This is a genomic window from Parabacteroides sp. AF19-14, from assembly GCF_003635485.1.
Classification (GTDB): Bacteria; Bacteroidota; Bacteroidia; order Bacteroidales; family Tannerellaceae; genus Parabacteroides; species Parabacteroides distasonis.
Map to the genome: position 1 here is coordinate 44,443 of NZ_QTMJ01000022.1, position 16,585 is coordinate 61,027.

Genomic DNA, 16,585 nt, shown 5'->3' on the forward strand with positions numbered 1-16,585 from the left:
GAGTCCGGGTTATAGGCGTATCTTCCGCTCCACCGTACCCTCTGCCGTATCTATCCGTATGAAATAAACGCCGGGCTGGACATTTCCCAAGGAAACAGCGTAATCCACCGAGGCTGGAGAATCTACCTTCTCACCATACAGATGACGGCCCGAAGCGTCATGTACATGGATGCTGAACGAACCGGGGACCTCCGCCCAACGGACATGGAAACTTCCTTTCGTACCGCTAGCATATACGGACACGGCCTCTTGCGGAGCCTCCTCGAATACGTTCTCCGTAGAGGTAGGGATTCCCAATATATCCAGCAGACCTTTATACACGTCTATCTTTCCCCATCCCCATTGCTTGTTCGGATAAGAGAGCGGTTTATCCTGAACAGCCGTACGGGAGAAGACATCCTTGATATCATCCGGGGATAAAGCAGGATTCGCCTGTAACCAGAGAGCGATACTGCCAGTCACGAAAGGACAAGCCATCGAGGTTCCACTCATATACCCCCATGGATATCGATGTCCATTGAAAGTGGAATAGCGAGCCTGTGATGCCTTGGCTCCTTCACCGATCTCACCCTCCAGATAGAATGAGTTATAGGAGGATGCCACCCAAAGTCCGGGTGCTGTTATATCTGGTTTCATGCGATTATCAAGCGTAGGGCCTACGCTTGAAAATGATGTTAACTCACCCAAACTATTACCTGCCAAATAAGAGGTACCCCCATCTACATTTACCGGGCATATACGAGTGGCATAAGCCCCGACAGCTATCACGTTTTTGGCTGATGCCGGAGAGCCGACAGTGAAATCTCCCGTACCGACCGTATAAGGATACCCTTTTCCCAAGTCCGTAAATAAGCTCTCGCCATTGTTGCCCCAAGCCCGGACCGGCGTGTTATTTGTCGCCACATGAAGTAAGAATATCTTTTCATTTTTGGTGCCTTCCGGATAATTGAACTGAATAAAAAGACGGTATCTCCCATTAAACACATATAATTCAGATTCCATTTGCGCCTCATACACCAACGTGCCATCCACGCTCTCACTAGTAAAAACAGAAGACTTAGGCATTGTATCCAAGGCGAAAAACCCGGTAGTATTTAATATCTCATCGCTTTCGCGATCATACAGATCCAGGCAAACAGAAAAAGGTTCCCCGGGCTCGTCCGCCCAAATATCCACCAGTCCATAAGAAAGACCCGTATTAGACCTGCCAACAAAAGTACGCAAGGTATCCGAAGGCGACATCAGTTCGGTATATACTGGCATGTCCCTAGAATTTCCCATGGCAACCGTGATGATTTTTCCCGGTCCGACCATTCGGTCCAACATTATATCCATAAAATTAGTACCATCGTGTCCTCCAATACCATCCCCTAAACTAAGATTCACCACGCAAGGTCTACCTAGTCTCTCGCTCTCCTTGAATATATAGTCCACTCCGTCTACGATATCAGAATTCTGCATGGTAGTAGCCACCAAGATCATATCACTCTCGTTGGCCACACCTTGGTAGGGCGTATCAAACCCTCCTCCGGCAGCTATGCCCGCGACATGGGTCCATGCGTATTTACATCCGAATCAAACGAGCAAGCCGCATCCAGCAGTTCCTCTTCCGTCCTGTATTCCGCTTTACTATAAGGACTCGTTTGGTCCCAAACTTGTTTGATACGATACGCTTTACCCTCCTTGTCATAGAAATTCGGGTGAGTAAAATCTAATCCCTGATCGACCACACCCACGATGACCCCCTTGCCCGTATAAGGCTGGGGAAGCTTAGTCCCCGCATAGGCATCCGCCACGTCCGAGTAGTAACGGGCCGAGTCCATACTGGCCCTCATCGGCTGCGAGGCTGATACATATTGGATACAACCCAGCCCAGACACCGACTCCACGGCAGACAGGGGGATCAACACCGTAGCGATATCTCCCGTCCTTGTCCGGATACGGCACCCGGCCGAATCCAAGGAAGCCCATCCCTCATCCGTCGCCACCTTCACGAAAGCCGAGAGATAATCTCCCGAGATAGAACTCCTCAACAACGAGTTCGCCGTATCTTTCTTCGCTAATTTGCCTAAAAGAATACGTGTATAGGGAGACATCTTGGAATACGTAGGTTCTTGGGCAAACATCCCTCCTTCCACAAAAATCGCTAGAAGCAGCGATAACAAAATAGATTTTCTCTTCATATTAACCATCTTTTCCATTATATTTCAATTAAGACGTAAAGCTCGTCTCATCACGCCAGCCACGACATTTTAAATGCGCCATTTTATCTGTCTTATTGTGATACAAAGTAAGGCTTTTAAATGCGGACTTTCATTAAGAAACCCCGCTACCTTACGACATTTAGTCCAAAAACAGTGTGACATATAATCCGGATTCGAGGTAAACTAGGCCCTTTTCATATCTAATCGTCACAAAAAACACTTATAAATCAAAGAAAAATTTATATTTTTGTTCGCTAAAAAGTAAATGAATGAAACTAACATATATAACTTTATTCTTTTTTTCTATCGTACTCTTGAGAGCGGCAAACCCTTCCGCAGATAACCGCCCCCAAGAAAAATTATCTTACCAATCCATATTCAATCAGATCATCGCAACCCCCGAAAAAGCGATAAACCTAGCCGATAGCGCCGAGAACCTACGGATCATACCGGAATACAAAGCACATATCATCCGGTCACGGGCATACGCCCGGTTGAAAAACGAGAAGAAAGCGCTGGAATACGCTCTAGCCGCATTCCACACACCGATTCCGTACAAAAAACTTACTTTAAGCCCTTTTATTCAATAAATTCATCTAATTTCGCGTCATTTATAAACGACACGTCTCTATGAATAATGATAAGATCGTCACACCCAGCTTTTGCTATATACTAGCGGCGAATTTCCTGCTTTTTTTCGCTTTCTATCTAATCCTGCCGATCTTGCCTTTTTATCTGAAGGAAGAATTCATGATCGGGAAGTCTATGATCGGGTTTATCTTGTCGTGCTATACGCTAGCGGCGCTCTGTATCCGTCCGTTCGCCGGATATTTGCTGGATACTTTCGCCCGCCGTCCCTTATATCTGGTGGCTTATTTCATTTTCACCGCCATATTTGGCGGATACATGGTAGCCACGGCGCTTACCCTCTTTATCGCCTTACGCGTCGTACACGGTTTCGCCTTCGGCATGGTGACGGTGGCCGGAAATACGATACTGATCGACATCTTGCCCTCCTCCCGCCGTGGGGAAGGTATTGGCTATTACGGCCTAGCCAATAACATCGCCATGAGTTTCGGGCCGATGATCGGTCTGTTCATGCAAGGGAACTTCACATACGACGTGATCTTTTCCTGCTCGTTGCTATCCGGAAGCCTTGGTTTTATCATGGCCTATATGGTCAAGACTCCTTATAAGCAACCGGTCAAACGAGAACCGATCTCCCTAGACCGCTTTTTCTTGGTGAAGGGAACTTGGGCGGGTATCTCCCTATTATTGCTCTCCATTCCTTATGGTATGACTACCACTTATGTAGCGATGTACGCCGCTGAGATCGGGATCAGCGTAAACTCCGGACTTTATTTCACCTTTATGGCCGTGGGACTCGCCGTCTCCCGCCTGTTCTCCGGACGGCAAGTGGATAAAGGACGGATCACGCTTGTTATCTCCCTCGGGATGTATTTGGCGGCGGCCACATTCTTTCTTCTTGCGGCGCTCAAGGAGTTGATGCATTGGAATCCGGTATTTTCCTCTTATCTCTACATAGGTATAGCCCTCTCGCAAGGCGTGGCGTTCGGAACCATGTTCCCTGCTTTCAACACGCTTTTCGTGAATCTGGCACCCAATAACCAGCGGGGTACGGCCACGTCTACATATCTAACTAGTTGGGATGTAGGTATCGGTATCGGGTTGATGGCCGGGGGCAGCATCGCACAAGAGCTGGGTGGCTTCAACTACGCCTACTTGTCTGGCGCTTGCCTTACGGTATTGTCTACGTTTTTCTTCTTGTTCAAGGCAGGGCCTCATTTCAATCGGTACAAGCTGAGATAAGTACTGCACGGCTCTTCCATTAATCTATCCGTTTTAGTTAAGCCGAGAAGCTTTAATTCCATACAATAAGCCTACTCATGAGCTGCGCACGTAAGAAGCTAAGAATCAGCGTCAAAAAAACACGAGAATCTTTCCGTCAAAACACGTACATGTTTTTTCAAAAAGTCGTACGTGTTTTGGATGAAACTCGTACGTGTTTTCCCGAATCTTTCGGCTGAGAACAAAAGCACAAATAGAAATCGACAAGAAGCCATCATCACTTGTATATCCCCTGTTTTTTACTTAATATCGCGTAACGATAATCAAGCTGATAAGATGAAAATAATAGCAGATAACACGGTTCCTTACCTAAAAGGGATCTTGGAGCCGATAGCGGACGTATCCTACCTTGACTCCAAAGAGTTTACGCCCACGAACATAAAAGACGCGGATGCCTTGATCGTACGTAGCATAGATAAATGTACACGCGAGCTATTGGAAGGTAGCCGGGTTCGCCTCATCACGACAGCTACGATCGGGTACGACCATATCGATATCCATTATTGCGAGAAGGCAGGGATCACGTGGAAGAACGCCCCGGGTTGCAACGCCGCTTCCGTGGGGCAATATGTATTATCCTCTTTGGTAGCCGTCGCCCTCCGCAAAGGAGAGAGACTAGCAGGGAAGACTATCGGTATCGTTGGCGTAGGCCATGTAGGGAGTATCGTGGAGATGCTATGCGAGGCCATGGGGATGCGTGTGCTTCGCAATGACCCGCCCCGTGCCGAGCAGGAAGGTGAGGATGGATTCGTATCCTTGGACACGATCGCGAGAGAGGCGGATATCATAACCTTGCATGTGCCGTTGACCAAAGAGGGACGTTTTGCCACCCGCCATCTCGCCGATCCTGCTTTTTTCGACAAATTGGAACGAAAACCATGGTTTATCAACAGTTGCCGGGGCGCCGTACATGATACGCAGGCCTTATTGCAGGCCAAACGAACCGGCAAGGTCAGCGAACTGATCATCGATTGCTGGGAGAACGAACCGGATATCGACCGGGAATTACTGTCGGAAGCCACGATCGCCACTCCTCATATAGCCGGTTTCTCCGCCGACGGGAAGGCGAACGGGACACGAATGTGCCTAGAGAATATAGGATGCTTTTTCGGTATCCGTATCGAAAAGATCAAGGAAGTCATTCCGCCTGCCCCAACCAACCCGTTCATCGACTTGGGACAATTCAAGGAGCACCGGGTGGAAGAAGCCATCTTGAGAAGTTTCAACCCAGAAGTAATCGACCAAGCACTAAGAGCGAATCCTCATCATTTCGAGCGATTTAGGGCAGCGTATGATCATCCCCGTGAGTTCCATGCTTACCAAGCGATCAAAGCTGACCCGGAAGAATTCGCCGTACTCCAGAAACTAGGTTTTCAAGTAGGCTGATGACAAAAAAGCTTTACAATAAACTTTCGATCACATGAGGATAATGCGCATACTCCAGGGCATGCACTTTCCAGGCCACCTCTTCCGGTGTATCCGAAGGAAGCACCGGGCAAGAAGCCTGGAAGATGATAGCGCCCTCATCATAATGCTCATTAATATAATGTATAGTAATACCCGACTCCCGCTCACCAGCCTTCACGACCGCCTCATGCACATGCATGCCATACATCCCCTTGCCGCCATATTTAGGGAGTAACGCAGGATGGATGTTCACGATCTTACCGGGAAAAGCCTGAAGAATCACGTCTGAGATCTTATTCATAAAACCGGCCAACACGATAAGGCAGACATCATATTCCGCCAACTTTTCCAAGATCGGCACACCGGCAATAAATTCCTCCCGTGAAAACACGAAAGAAGGCACTCCCAACTTGTTTACCCGCCCATGCACGCCAACATTACGATTATTTGATAAAACAACCGCAACATTAACATTTTCACTGTTAGCAAAATATCGGGCGATGTTCTCGGCATTCGTACCAGATCCGGAAGCAAAAATCGCTATGTTTTTCATATTTTTAGATGTTTAAATGCACAAGAAAAGAAAAAATGTGCAGTTTTCCGCATTTTTAGCTTATTAAATTTGCTTTGTAACATAAAAAATTCTTTTCTTTGCACTGCAAATTTAAAAAGTATATTCGTATTTATTAATCTAAATTGAAAAAGTTATGTCTGAAGTTGCTGAAAGAGTAAAAGCTATCATCGTTGACAAGTTAAGTGTTGAAGAAACAGAAGTTACAAACGAAGCAAGCTTTACTAACGATTTAGGAGCAGACTCTCTTGACACTGTAGAATTGATTATGGAGTTCGAAAAAGAATTCGGCATCTCAATTCCTGACGATCAAGCAGAAAAGATTACAACTGTAGGTGACGCTATCGCTTACATCGAGGCTAACGCGAAGTAATCAATCCTTTTAACTAAAGGTATGGAATTAAAAAGAGTTGTAGTAACAGGTCTTGGAGCTATTACTCCTCTTGGTAATACCCTCCCCGAAACATGGGAAGGTATTATCAATGGAAAAAGTAGCGCTGGACCTATTACTCAGTTTGATGCATCCAAATTCAAGACACAATTTGCATGCGAAGTTAAAGGCTTCGATCCGTTGAAAGTTATGGATCGTAAGGAAGCCCGCAAGTGTGATCGTTATAGCTTATTCGCGATCGACGCAGCGAAACAAGCGATCGAGGACGCGGCAATGGACTTGGATAAAGAAGATAAGAACCGTATCGGCGTTATTTTCGCTTCAGGTATCGGTGGTATCAAGACATTTGACGAGGAAGTATTGAGTTATGCGAAGATCAAGGATACGATCGGTCCGAAGTTTAACCCGTTCTTCATCCCGAAAATGATCTCGGATATCGCGGCTGGACATATTTCCATGCTTTATGGATTCCACGGCCCGAACTTTGCGACCGTCTCAGCTTGTGCATCTTCTACAAACGCTATCAGCGACGCATTCAATTATATCCGTTTAGGCAAGGCTAACGTCATCATCACCGGTGGAGCGGAAGCTGCTGTTTCTGAATCGGGTGTAGGTGGATTCAACTCCATGAACGCGTTATCGACACGTAATGATTCTCCCGAGACCGCATCTCGCCCGTTCAGCGCTAGCCGTGACGGATTCGTGATGGGTGAAGGTGGAGCTTGCTTGGTATTGGAAGAAATGGAGCACGCATTGGCTCGTGGCGCTAAAATATATTGCGAGATCGCAGGAACCGGAATGTCTGCCGATGCTTATCACTTGACCGCTTCTCATCCGGATGGTTTAGGAGCGAAGCTGGTTATGCGCAACGCATTGGAAGACGCGGGAATGACTCCGGAAGATATTGATTACATCAATGTTCATGGAACATCGACTCCCGTAGGCGATATCTCAGAGGTTAAGGCGATCAAAGATGTGTTCGGAGAACATGCTTATCAACTGAATATCAGTTCTACAAAGTCAATGACCGGTCACTTGCTTGGTGCTGCCGGAGCGGTAGAGGCGATCCTGTGTATTATGGCTATAAACGATGGTATTATCCCGCCGACCATTAACCATGCGGAAGGCGACGATGATCCTGAAATAGATTATAAACTGAATTTCACATTCAATAAGGCTCAAAAGAGAGAAGTGAAAGCCGCTTTATCGAATACGTTTGGTTTCGGTGGACACAACGCTTGCGCCATTGTTAAAAAATTCGTGAAATAACGTGTTTAGAAAGCTATACAAACAGCTACATAAAAGAATAAGGCTCCTGCATAATAAAGGTAGGGAGCCTTATTTGTCTTTATCAAAGATTCTAGGTTTTTATCCGGATAATCTCCAGATTTACGAGCAGGCCTTGTTGCATAAATCATCATCGGTAGAGACGGATGATGGTAAATGGCTTAACAATGAGCGTCTTGAATTTTTAGGAGATGGCATTTTGGATGCGGCGGTCGCCGATATTGTCTATAAGCGCTACCCGAATAAGCGGGAAGGCTTTTTGACAAACACACGCTCCAAGATCGTACAACGGGAAACGATGAATAAGGTCGCCGTACAACTCGGCCTCGATCAAATGGTAGTCTATTCAACCAAGATAAACTCTCATAACAATCATATGTATGGTAATGCGCTCGAGGCTTTAATCGGCGCTATTTATCTGGATCAAGGTTATGACGTTTGTTATAAGTTTATCCGTGACGTGATGATAGAAAAGTATATCGATGTAGATACACTCGTCCGGAAAGAGATAAATTTCAAGTCAAACTTGATTGAATGGAGCCAAAAGAACAAAATATCGATCTCGTTCGATCTAATAGAGTCTTTTACAGATCATGATGGAAATCCTGTATTCCAAAGCGCGATTAAATTGCTCGGCGAGCAAATTGGCATAGGTATCGGTTACTCCAAAAAAGAATCCCAGCAAGCGGCTTCTAAAATGGCGGTCAAAAGATTGCGGACAGACAAAGAACTCCAGCAACGTATCTCTGCCACAAAGAAAAAGAAGACTGGTGAACTAACCGATGAAAAAGAGTTTTCTGACCTCCCAGAGGAAGAAACTGTATGATAAATAGCAGAACTTGGGTATATCGTTTGATATACCCAAGTTCTTAGTTATATAAGAATAAGCTCATATAAAGTTGTATGTATGAAAAAACAGTACAGTAAATTTCTCCGAATATTAATAACCAGCATATTATATATCGGCTATTTCTCGATTTCAAGTTCGTTGGCGCAGATCAGCGAAGGAGGACTCCCCCCCAGCTTTCAATTCGCAGGTTCACTTCGAAGTGAAAAGCTAGCAGAACAAGTTCCAGTGAATTTCAGTGTGGAAGACCTCAAGGCGGTCGATGCGTGGAGGGTCAGCCAAGGCGCTCCGTTGCGTGTAGCCAAGTCGATTCCAACCAGCTTCGACATCGCCAATAGCGGCGATTGGATTTCACTACCTGACGGTAGCCAAGTATGGCAACTTCACCTTCAAGCGAAAGGAGCGATCGCCTTGATCCTGTATTACTCCGATTTTTATATACCCAAAGGTGCCCGGTTATACCTGTATAACGCAGCGAAAACCCAAGTATTGGGTGCCTATACGCATCGTACGCATCCTAAAAACGGACCGTTCGCAACCCAAGCCGTAGCAGGCGATGAAGTGATCCTCGAATATGTACCTGCACCATCCGGCGAGACACCTCGACTACGCATCCGGGAGGTCGGTTACGGGTATAATCATCTTGAAGCGATCATGCCAGAAGTACAGGAAGCGCCGGGAGCCGACTTTTCAGGAGCTTGCGAAGTGAATATCAATTGCGAGGAGGGAGCCGATTGGCAGGAGCAAAAGAAGGGGGTGATACAAATGATTCAATACATCCGTAATAAAGAGGGAGAAGGAGGAAGCTATATTTGTACGGCTTCTCTGGTAAATAATACGGCCCGTGACAAAAAGCCTTATGTATTATCCGCCTTCCATTGTTCGCAAGATATACTGGGCGAACAGACGGTTACTCCCGAGGAATTAGCGGTCTGGTTGTTTTATTTCCACCAAGAACATGTGGGCTGCGATAATGAGTCACCCATTTATCCGATAAAAACCATGGTAGGATGTACACGGAAAGCCTCTACCCCTGTCGAAAACGGTTCCGACGGACTGTTGCTGTTGCTTAACGACGAGATCCCCGACGATTATAATGTATTCTTTAACGGATGGGATCGTTCAAATATGCTTTCACTCTCGGGCGTAGGCATCCATCATCCTTCCGGCGATTATATGAAAATCTCCACCTATGGAAATTATCCGACAGAATCGATTACATGGCGTAATAGTGATGTTGGGAAAACCGGGGCCACGAACGCTCATTGGAATGCGACTTTCGATGCCACGCTAAACGGACACGGGGTGACCGAGGGAGGTTCTTCCGGCTCGCCTTTATTTAATAGCAAAGGCTTGATTATAGGCACGCTGAGCGGTGGAAGCTCCAGTTGCGAACTGCCCGAAGGATTGAATTTATACGGTAAATTGTATTATCACTGGAATAAATACAGTGATAATGATACAGCCCGGATGGATGTCTGGCTAGATCCACTCGGAACGGGCGTCACCTCGTTGCAGGGAATGACGCAGGATGGGAAAACGATCGGAAACGAGTATGAAGGTCCGACTGATTTGAAATACAAACAGATCTCCACGGGTGAGATTCAACTGACATGGAATGCCCCAGTCCTCGAAAAAATAGCTGGTTGGGGATCACAAGATCGTTATCAACAGTTCGGTCTCGGAGGAGATCCATTCTATTTCGCTCAGAAATGGGATACGAAAGATCTACAACCGGTACATAAAAAAACGATCCGGAAGGTTAATTTCTATCCACAGGAAAGGGTCACTTATGGAGTCTATATCAAACAGGGAAACCGGGAGTATGAAGAGAGTTTCACTCAACTGAAATCAGGTAAAATAAATTCGGTCACACTTAAAACACCATTCGTAATCGACGCGAAGCTGGATTTACTGGTAGCCATTCATGTGATAAGCTATGCCAATAACACATACCCGGCATGCTCCGATGAAGGCCCCGCAGTCGACGGAAAAGGGAATTTATACTCTTTGGACGGAAAAAAATGGGAAACATTCTCAGATGATGAGCTAGATGCCAATGTTGTGTTATCGATCGTAATAAGCGCGGAAGAAGGTGAGCTCCCCTCAAGTTCCGTATTCTCCACGAGCACTTTCTCGGAGAAACCGCAACCCATGAGAACGGGCCGATTATCATTCCGGAAACTGGCTATCGCCTCTGATGCGCAAGAAGCAGAGTTGATCACGGCTTTTCCGGAGCTGACCGGTTATAAGGTATATCAAGATACCCGGGAACTGACGACATTACCTGTTTCTCAACGGAATTATACGATGAAAAATCTGACAACAAGTACCCCTCTGCTCCAAGTAACGGCACTTTATGGTACCGATGAGAGCGCCCCGGTTACGGTAATTCCGGAAACGAGCGTAGGTAACGAACTGAAGCCAACAGGCGAAGAAGTAGATATTCAACCACGTATCTTCTCGAATGAAGTACAGATCCAGAATTATCAACAACTGAAATCGCTTGAGATCTACAGGGCCGATGGAAAGTTGATACGTAGCGTCCCGCAACCGGGAAGCAGTCTCAGCACGGGTGATTTTGCCACTGGAATGTATATCTTCCGCTTGACTACCGAAAAGGGAAGCCAAACCGTTCAAGGTATTAAGAAATAAACGGCCGCCTACTAGTATAAAGTAAAAAAGGTTGTGCGTTCTCTGACACACAACCTTTTTTATTTTATTTCCCGAATGTTACCCCCATCCGTTTTCCTTGTACGATCAAATCATGATCCGGTGTCACTAATTTTAGTTTTCCCGCTACTTCTAACAAGGGAATGGATTCTACCCTATCTCCTTTCATACAAACCATACGTCCGAATTCACCATTAGCGATCAGTTCCGTGGCATGGCCTCCCAAGCGAGTCGCAAGGTTACGGTCGAACGGAGAGGGGTTTCCACCCCGTTGGGTGTATCCCAATACGGTATCCCGGGTCTCGATACCCGTTCCCGCCTCGATAGCCCGGGTAATATAATCAGAAGGACGCTTTTTATCCGGAGTCTCGATACCCTCGGCTACTACAACGATGGAATAAGGTTTGCCCCTGCGAGCCCGATCCAAGATCGCCTCGTTCACCTTATCGATATCGTATCCCAATTCCGGAAGTAAGATCACGTCGGCACCTCCAGCCATCCCGGCATACAAGGCGATCCATCCGGCATGATGGCCCATCACCTCCACGACCATCACCCGCTTATGTGAACTAGCCGTAGAATGAAGACGGTCTATAGATTCCGTGGCGATATTCACGGCAGTATTAAAACCGAACGTAATATCCGTACCCCATATGTCATTATCGATTGTCTTGGGAACGCCTATCACGTTCAATCCGATCTGAGATAACAGATTGGCCGTCTTCTGCGTACCGTTTCCTCCGATACAAACCAAGCAGTCCAGCCCCAGCTCCTCATAATTTTTCTTAATGATCTCCGGCTTTTCCGAATCTCCCGAGGCCAAGAGCTTACGGAAAGGCTTCTCTCTGGACGTTCCTAAAATGGTTCCCCCTAAATTTAATATGCCGGATAAGCTCCGTTCATCGAAAACTTGGACGTCTTTATTCAAAAGACCTATAAAACCGCTATGAATACCTATCACTTCCATGCCGTAATGCATGATAGCGGTCTTGCCAACACCACGGATCGTAGCGTTGATACCGGGGCAATCGCCACCCGATGAGAGAATCCCTATTTTCATCGTAACGTTAATTTAGTACCTAGCAAAGATATAAATAAAAAGAGAATGCCTACATTTGCACTCGAACAAATAAAAAGAGCATGGATATTTTAACACAGACGATTTCGCTCCTTTTCCGCCATCGACAAACGGAGATCGGACGATTTGGGCAGGATATAGACCATATCCAGCGCAAACAGCTGCATGCTCTGCTTTCGACGGCACGCAAGACGGAATGGGGACTCAAATATGATTATAAAAGCATTCGCTCTTATTCTGACTTCTGCCAACGTCTTCCCTTACAGACTTATGACGAGATAAAGCCGTATGTCACCCGAATGATAAACGGAGAAAGGAATATTCTCTGGCCTTCGGTGGTGCGGTGGTACGCTAAGAGTAGCGGGACCACGAACGACAAAAGTAAATTCCTGCCCGTCACCCCCGAGATATTAAAGGGTTGCCACTATAAAGGCGGCTTTGATTGCGTAGCCATTTATCTGCGGAACAACCCGGAAAGCCGTTTCTTCTCCAAGAAAGGCTTGATATTGGGCGGTAGCCATAGCCCTTCCCCGCTAAACTCCGAGGCTCATCAAGGCGACTTATCCGCCGTATTACTTCAAAATCTCAATCCGCTCGTCAATTTAATACGCGTCCCCAAGAAACCCATTATCCTAATGGATGAATGGGAAAGCAAGATCAAGGCGATCGTGGAGAACACTTGGAATAAGGATGTAAACAGCCTATCCGGTGTTCCTTCTTGGATGTTGGTCTTGATCAAGGCCGTATTGAAAAAAACGGGTAGGGAATATCTTACGGACGTATGGCCTAATCTGGAGGTCTTCTTCCATGGGGGAATCAGTTTCGAGCCTTACCGGGAGCAATATAAAACCTTGATTCCATCGAATAAGATGCATTATATGGAGACCTATAACGCATCCGAGGGTTTCTTCGGGCTGCAAGACGATCCGACAGACCCCAGTTTGCTTATGATGCCGGATTACGGTATTTTCTATGAGTTCATCCCGATGAACGAGGTGGGTAGCGCCCATCCGACCGTGTTGCCGCTGGAATCGGTAGAGACCGGGAAAAACTATGCGATGGTAATCACGACCTCGGGAGGATTATGGCGCTATCAGATCGGGGATACGGTACGTTTCACCTCGTTATTCCCTCATAAATTCGTTATCTCCGGACGTACCAAGCACTTTATCAACGCCTTCGGCGAGGAGCTAATGGTGGATAACGCCGATAAGGCGATCGCCATGACTTGCCTACGAACCGGGGCGAAAGTAAAAGAATATACCGCCGCCCCACTTTTTATGCTGGATAAGGCGAAAGGACGGCACCAATGGTTTATCGAGTTTGACAAGAAACCGGAATCTCTCGATGAATTCGCCACTTTATTAGATCAGAACTTACAAAAGCTGAACTCGGACTATGAGGCGAAGCGGTATAAAGAGATCTCCCTTCAACCGCTGGAAATCGTTATCGCCCACGACGGTGCTTTCTATGAATGGCTCAAGCAGAAAGGTAAATTAGGCGGCCAACACAAGATCCCACGCCTCAGCAATGACCGCACGCATATAGAGGAGCTTTTGCGCATCAACCAGTCTCTATAAGCCGACATGCGCTTGATCCATAAGACGCATTAAAATTGATAAGTCAGATAGAATCCCGCCATATTCGAACTGAATACCGGAGCGGCCACGATCGGGCAGTTCTTCACATTTCGATTGATCCGCCGGGCGATAGCGTTACGAATCGGGAAATAGATCAGATACGATAACTCTACCGACAAGATCCCGAAACCCGCGCCGGCTACTACATCCGCCACCCAATGCCTGTTATTGTATAAGCGGGAACCCGCCACGAACGCCGCTATCGCATAACCCGAGTAAGCGAGTATAGGCGAGCTATCCTTAAATTCCTTATAAGCCATATGCGCCCCTAAGAAAGCATTCGAGGTATGTCCGGACGGAAACGAATAAGGCGCCCCGTCCGGGCGAGGCTCGTTTACCCAGTTCTTCAGCCCATGCACCATCAATCCGTTCATCCCTTCCGCTAAAGCAACCAAGCAAAGTTGGTCCACCCAGTTATGCTTCTCTTTTCCCATAAGGTCGCAGACAAATACCCAACCCAGCATTCCCCACTCCAAGTAATTGTCGATATGGATTTGCTTCACGGAATCTTTCCGTGAAAACAGGTGAAAGTCATTCATCCCGTCGATCGCCGTGCCTACGGCTCCCACCGTTATCAATGAGGCCGGAAGAATCAAGCTTTTCGGGTTAAACTTATAGGCGACGACAGGCATTCTCTCCTTGACAGGGGCTTGAGAACGTACGTTTAACGTATCGAGATCACCAACGCCGGCGAACGCAATGTTTACGAAGCCTATCAAAAGGCTTACCAAGACGATTAATTTCCTATATATCATATCCGTTATTTTCCTCTAAGACATCCCTCTCCCGGATAAACCCTTCATCAAAATAGTTGTTCTCTATTTTCGAATGGATCACCCGCTGGAAATAGAAACGATGGTTATTCCAATGGAAGGCTGGGTATTCCTTATTTTGTTTGACAATATTATTCGTGAAGACCAACCCGTCCACGGACTTGGCGTATACCAATGGCCTATCGAACGTAATAAACTCGTTTGCGTCGATCACGATATCACTATGGAAATATTTCCTTTGCGACGCTAAATCCGGGATTTCGGGATAAATAGAGATAATAGCGTTCGTAAATTGGAACATATTCGTCAAGGAGTTGATGAACTTATTCTTACGGATCAACACGTTCCGGCAAGCGCCGGTCTCAAACCAGCCGTTGCAATCACCGCACAGCAGGATCGCCGTCCCCGAGGTATGATCGAAAACATTATTCTCTACGACCGTTTGCCGAGGCGTGCTGAACAAGGAACCGCGGGCACGGTTATTCCGGATCACGTTATCCGAGAATAGGACCGTCGGCGTCCACTCCAGATTCTCTATGCCGAAACCGCTCCCCTCATGGATCGAAGGATTCACCGTATTCTCAAACCGGATCTCGAACTCCTTCGCCCCTCGGTAATCCGGTTGATCAACTGCCTTGATAGCGGTAATCCGGTTTCTCGCCCCTATCAATTCCATGGTGCTCGAATGGATGAACTGCACGGAATCCCCTACCCTTCCCCATTCGAAACCATACGATTGCGGGTGCATATACCGGCCTACCAAGGTAGAGTCATTCACTCGTCTCACCACTTTCAGGTAAGTTCCATGCACATTGATAGCGTCGTCCATCATCCCTTCGTACAAGCCATTCTTGGAGATGATCGTTCCCTTGCAGGCCGAGAAATGGGTAGCGTCCGCCTGTGTCGTGAAATACCGCGGATCGTCCGCCCCTTTCAAGCAAACGGAGAAACCATCCAGCGTGATATTCTCGCTCACTTGCGCCAAGAGGCCCATTCCCTCGGCATAATGAACCTTGATATTCTCCAGAGTCGTATTCACGTCATGATACAGGAAGACACCGGGAGCCGGACGTTCCCAAGAACGCATGGCGATCACCGTACCGGGCACCAAACGGCTGTCTTTCCAACAGGGAGACTTTATCAGCCTTGGAGAAACCTCGATCAAGCCCCGCACGCCTACCGGGATATCGCTTGTATTATACACCAAATGACGTGTATCTCCCTCGAAGGCGATACCGGAACCGGGAGTCAACTCCCAGCCTTCTCCCTTCGCTACAAACACGCTATCCCGTATCTCATAGCGTACCCATGGAGCCACCTCGAAGGTGATCCCGCCTTTCAGCGTATCGTTCTCCACCACTTTTACCTGTGAAATCTGAGGATGCTTGAAGTCTATACTGAAATTCTTCAAGACACAATTCCTCGAATCCAGCAAAGAGACCGGCAACATCCTGCCGTGGAAGATTAACTCCGAGCCTTGCCCATCGAACACCATATTCTTCATCCCCTCGAAAGGCAAACCTACTTTCTTCGGATTCATTTGATCATGATTCGAGATGAAATAGACACGCTCCGCCGCGCTATCGGGATAAAACTCATAGCGGCCCTTAGGCAAGGTCACCACAATTATCTGGTTTTCCTCGCATTTCTCCCGTATCTGCTCCAATGCCCTCGCCATAGCGGGCGCATTATCCACATTCTCGACCGGGGATAAACCATAAGCCGACAAATCATACCTCCGTTCCGTAGAACAAGCGCTTCCAAACAGGGAATAAAGCAGGACAACTGCCCCCCATAGATACCATTTCATAGAAAATCAATTAAATATATCCGCGAAGGTATGTA

14 protein-coding genes are annotated in these 16,585 nt (G+C 47.0%); 8 read left to right on the forward strand and 6 right to left on the reverse strand.

Features of this window, described 5'->3' with window-relative positions; genetic code table 11:
* Positions 1 to 9: 9 nt before the first annotated feature.
* The gene (locus tag DWX33_RS18080; protein WP_233570207.1) at positions 10 to 1,500 is read right to left on the reverse strand and encodes a S8 family peptidase; all 1,491 of its coding nucleotides are present in this window, start codon (positions 1,498 to 1,500) and stop codon (positions 10 to 12) included.
* Between the two features lie 35 nt (positions 1,501 to 1,535).
* Positions 1,536 to 2,183, reverse strand: coding sequence for a hypothetical protein (locus DWX33_RS22940; RefSeq protein ID WP_233570208.1), 648 nt, complete (start codon positions 2,181 to 2,183; stop codon positions 1,536 to 1,538).
* 290 nt (positions 2,184 to 2,473) lie between these two features.
* On the opposite strand from DWX33_RS22940, the gene DWX33_RS18085 reads away from it, so the two are divergent.
* From DWX33_RS18085 to pdxB, 3 genes are all read left to right on the forward strand, one after another.
* Positions 2,474 to 2,794, forward strand: a complete 321-nt coding sequence (locus DWX33_RS18085; protein WP_230327978.1) for a hypothetical protein — start codon at positions 2,474 to 2,476, stop codon at positions 2,792 to 2,794.
* Positions 2,795 to 2,834: 40 nt separating this feature from the next.
* Positions 2,835 to 4,034, forward strand: coding sequence for an MFS transporter (locus DWX33_RS18090; RefSeq protein ID WP_009018735.1), 1,200 nt, complete (start codon positions 2,835 to 2,837; stop codon positions 4,032 to 4,034).
* Positions 4,035 to 4,349: 315 nt separating this feature from the next.
* Complete coding sequence (pdxB, locus tag DWX33_RS18095; RefSeq protein WP_122380816.1) at positions 4,350 to 5,459, forward strand: 4-phosphoerythronate dehydrogenase PdxB; 1,110 nt, start codon at positions 4,350 to 4,352, stop codon at positions 5,457 to 5,459.
* A gap of 13 nt (positions 5,460 to 5,472) precedes the next feature.
* Here the strand turns inward: pdxB and DWX33_RS18100 are convergent, their stop codons facing one another.
* On the reverse strand, positions 5,473 to 6,033 hold the full coding sequence (locus DWX33_RS18100) for a phosphoribosylglycinamide formyltransferase (protein WP_122380817.1): 561 nt from the start codon (positions 6,031 to 6,033) through the stop codon (positions 5,473 to 5,475).
* Positions 6,034 to 6,187: 154 nt separating this feature from the next.
* Between DWX33_RS18100 and DWX33_RS18105 the strand changes: the two genes are divergently transcribed.
* The 4 genes from DWX33_RS18105 (at position 6,188) to DWX33_RS18120 (ending at position 11,231) form a co-directional block, all read left to right on the forward strand.
* Positions 6,188 to 6,424, forward strand: coding sequence for an acyl carrier protein (locus tag DWX33_RS18105; protein ID WP_005639879.1), 237 nt, complete (start codon positions 6,188 to 6,190; stop codon positions 6,422 to 6,424).
* Between the two features lie 21 nt (positions 6,425 to 6,445).
* On the forward strand, positions 6,446 to 7,711 hold the full coding sequence (gene fabF, locus DWX33_RS18110) for a beta-ketoacyl-ACP synthase II (RefSeq protein ID WP_122380818.1): 1,266 nt from the start codon (positions 6,446 to 6,448) through the stop codon (positions 7,709 to 7,711).
* 1 nt (position 7,712) lies between these two features.
* The gene (gene rnc, locus DWX33_RS18115; protein WP_005864026.1) at positions 7,713 to 8,555 is read left to right on the forward strand and encodes a ribonuclease III; all 843 of its coding nucleotides are present in this window, start codon (positions 7,713 to 7,715) and stop codon (positions 8,553 to 8,555) included.
* An 81-nt stretch (positions 8,556 to 8,636) separates the two neighbouring features.
* Entirely contained in the window at positions 8,637 to 11,231 is a 2,595-nt protein-coding gene (locus DWX33_RS18120) for a T9SS type A sorting domain-containing protein (RefSeq protein WP_122380819.1), read from the forward strand.
* Positions 11,232 to 11,295: 64 nt separating this feature from the next.
* Here DWX33_RS18120 and DWX33_RS18125 read toward each other — a convergent pair whose 3' ends face one another.
* Positions 11,296 to 12,309 carry an ATP-dependent 6-phosphofructokinase gene (locus DWX33_RS18125; protein ID WP_005864022.1) on the reverse strand — a complete coding sequence of 338 codons (1,014 nt, stop codon included), beginning with the start codon at positions 12,307 to 12,309 and terminating at the stop codon, positions 11,296 to 11,298.
* 80 nt (positions 12,310 to 12,389) lie between these two features.
* On the opposite strand from DWX33_RS18125, the gene DWX33_RS18130 reads away from it, so the two are divergent.
* Positions 12,390 to 13,907, forward strand: coding sequence for a GH3 auxin-responsive promoter family protein (locus DWX33_RS18130; protein ID WP_005864020.1), 1,518 nt, complete (start codon positions 12,390 to 12,392; stop codon positions 13,905 to 13,907).
* A gap of 29 nt (positions 13,908 to 13,936) precedes the next feature.
* Here DWX33_RS18130 and DWX33_RS18135 read toward each other — a convergent pair whose 3' ends face one another.
* Together DWX33_RS18135 and DWX33_RS18140 are read right to left on the reverse strand one after the other, a co-directional pair.
* Positions 13,937 to 14,722, reverse strand: a complete 786-nt coding sequence (locus DWX33_RS18135; protein WP_005864018.1) for a phosphatase PAP2 family protein — start codon at positions 14,720 to 14,722, stop codon at positions 13,937 to 13,939.
* Positions 14,712 to 16,550, reverse strand: a complete 1,839-nt coding sequence (locus tag DWX33_RS18140; RefSeq protein WP_122380820.1) for a right-handed parallel beta-helix repeat-containing protein — start codon at positions 16,548 to 16,550, stop codon at positions 14,712 to 14,714. The genes DWX33_RS18135 and DWX33_RS18140 overlap by 11 nt, the downstream gene beginning before the upstream one ends.
* Positions 16,551 to 16,585: the final 35 nt, after the last annotated feature.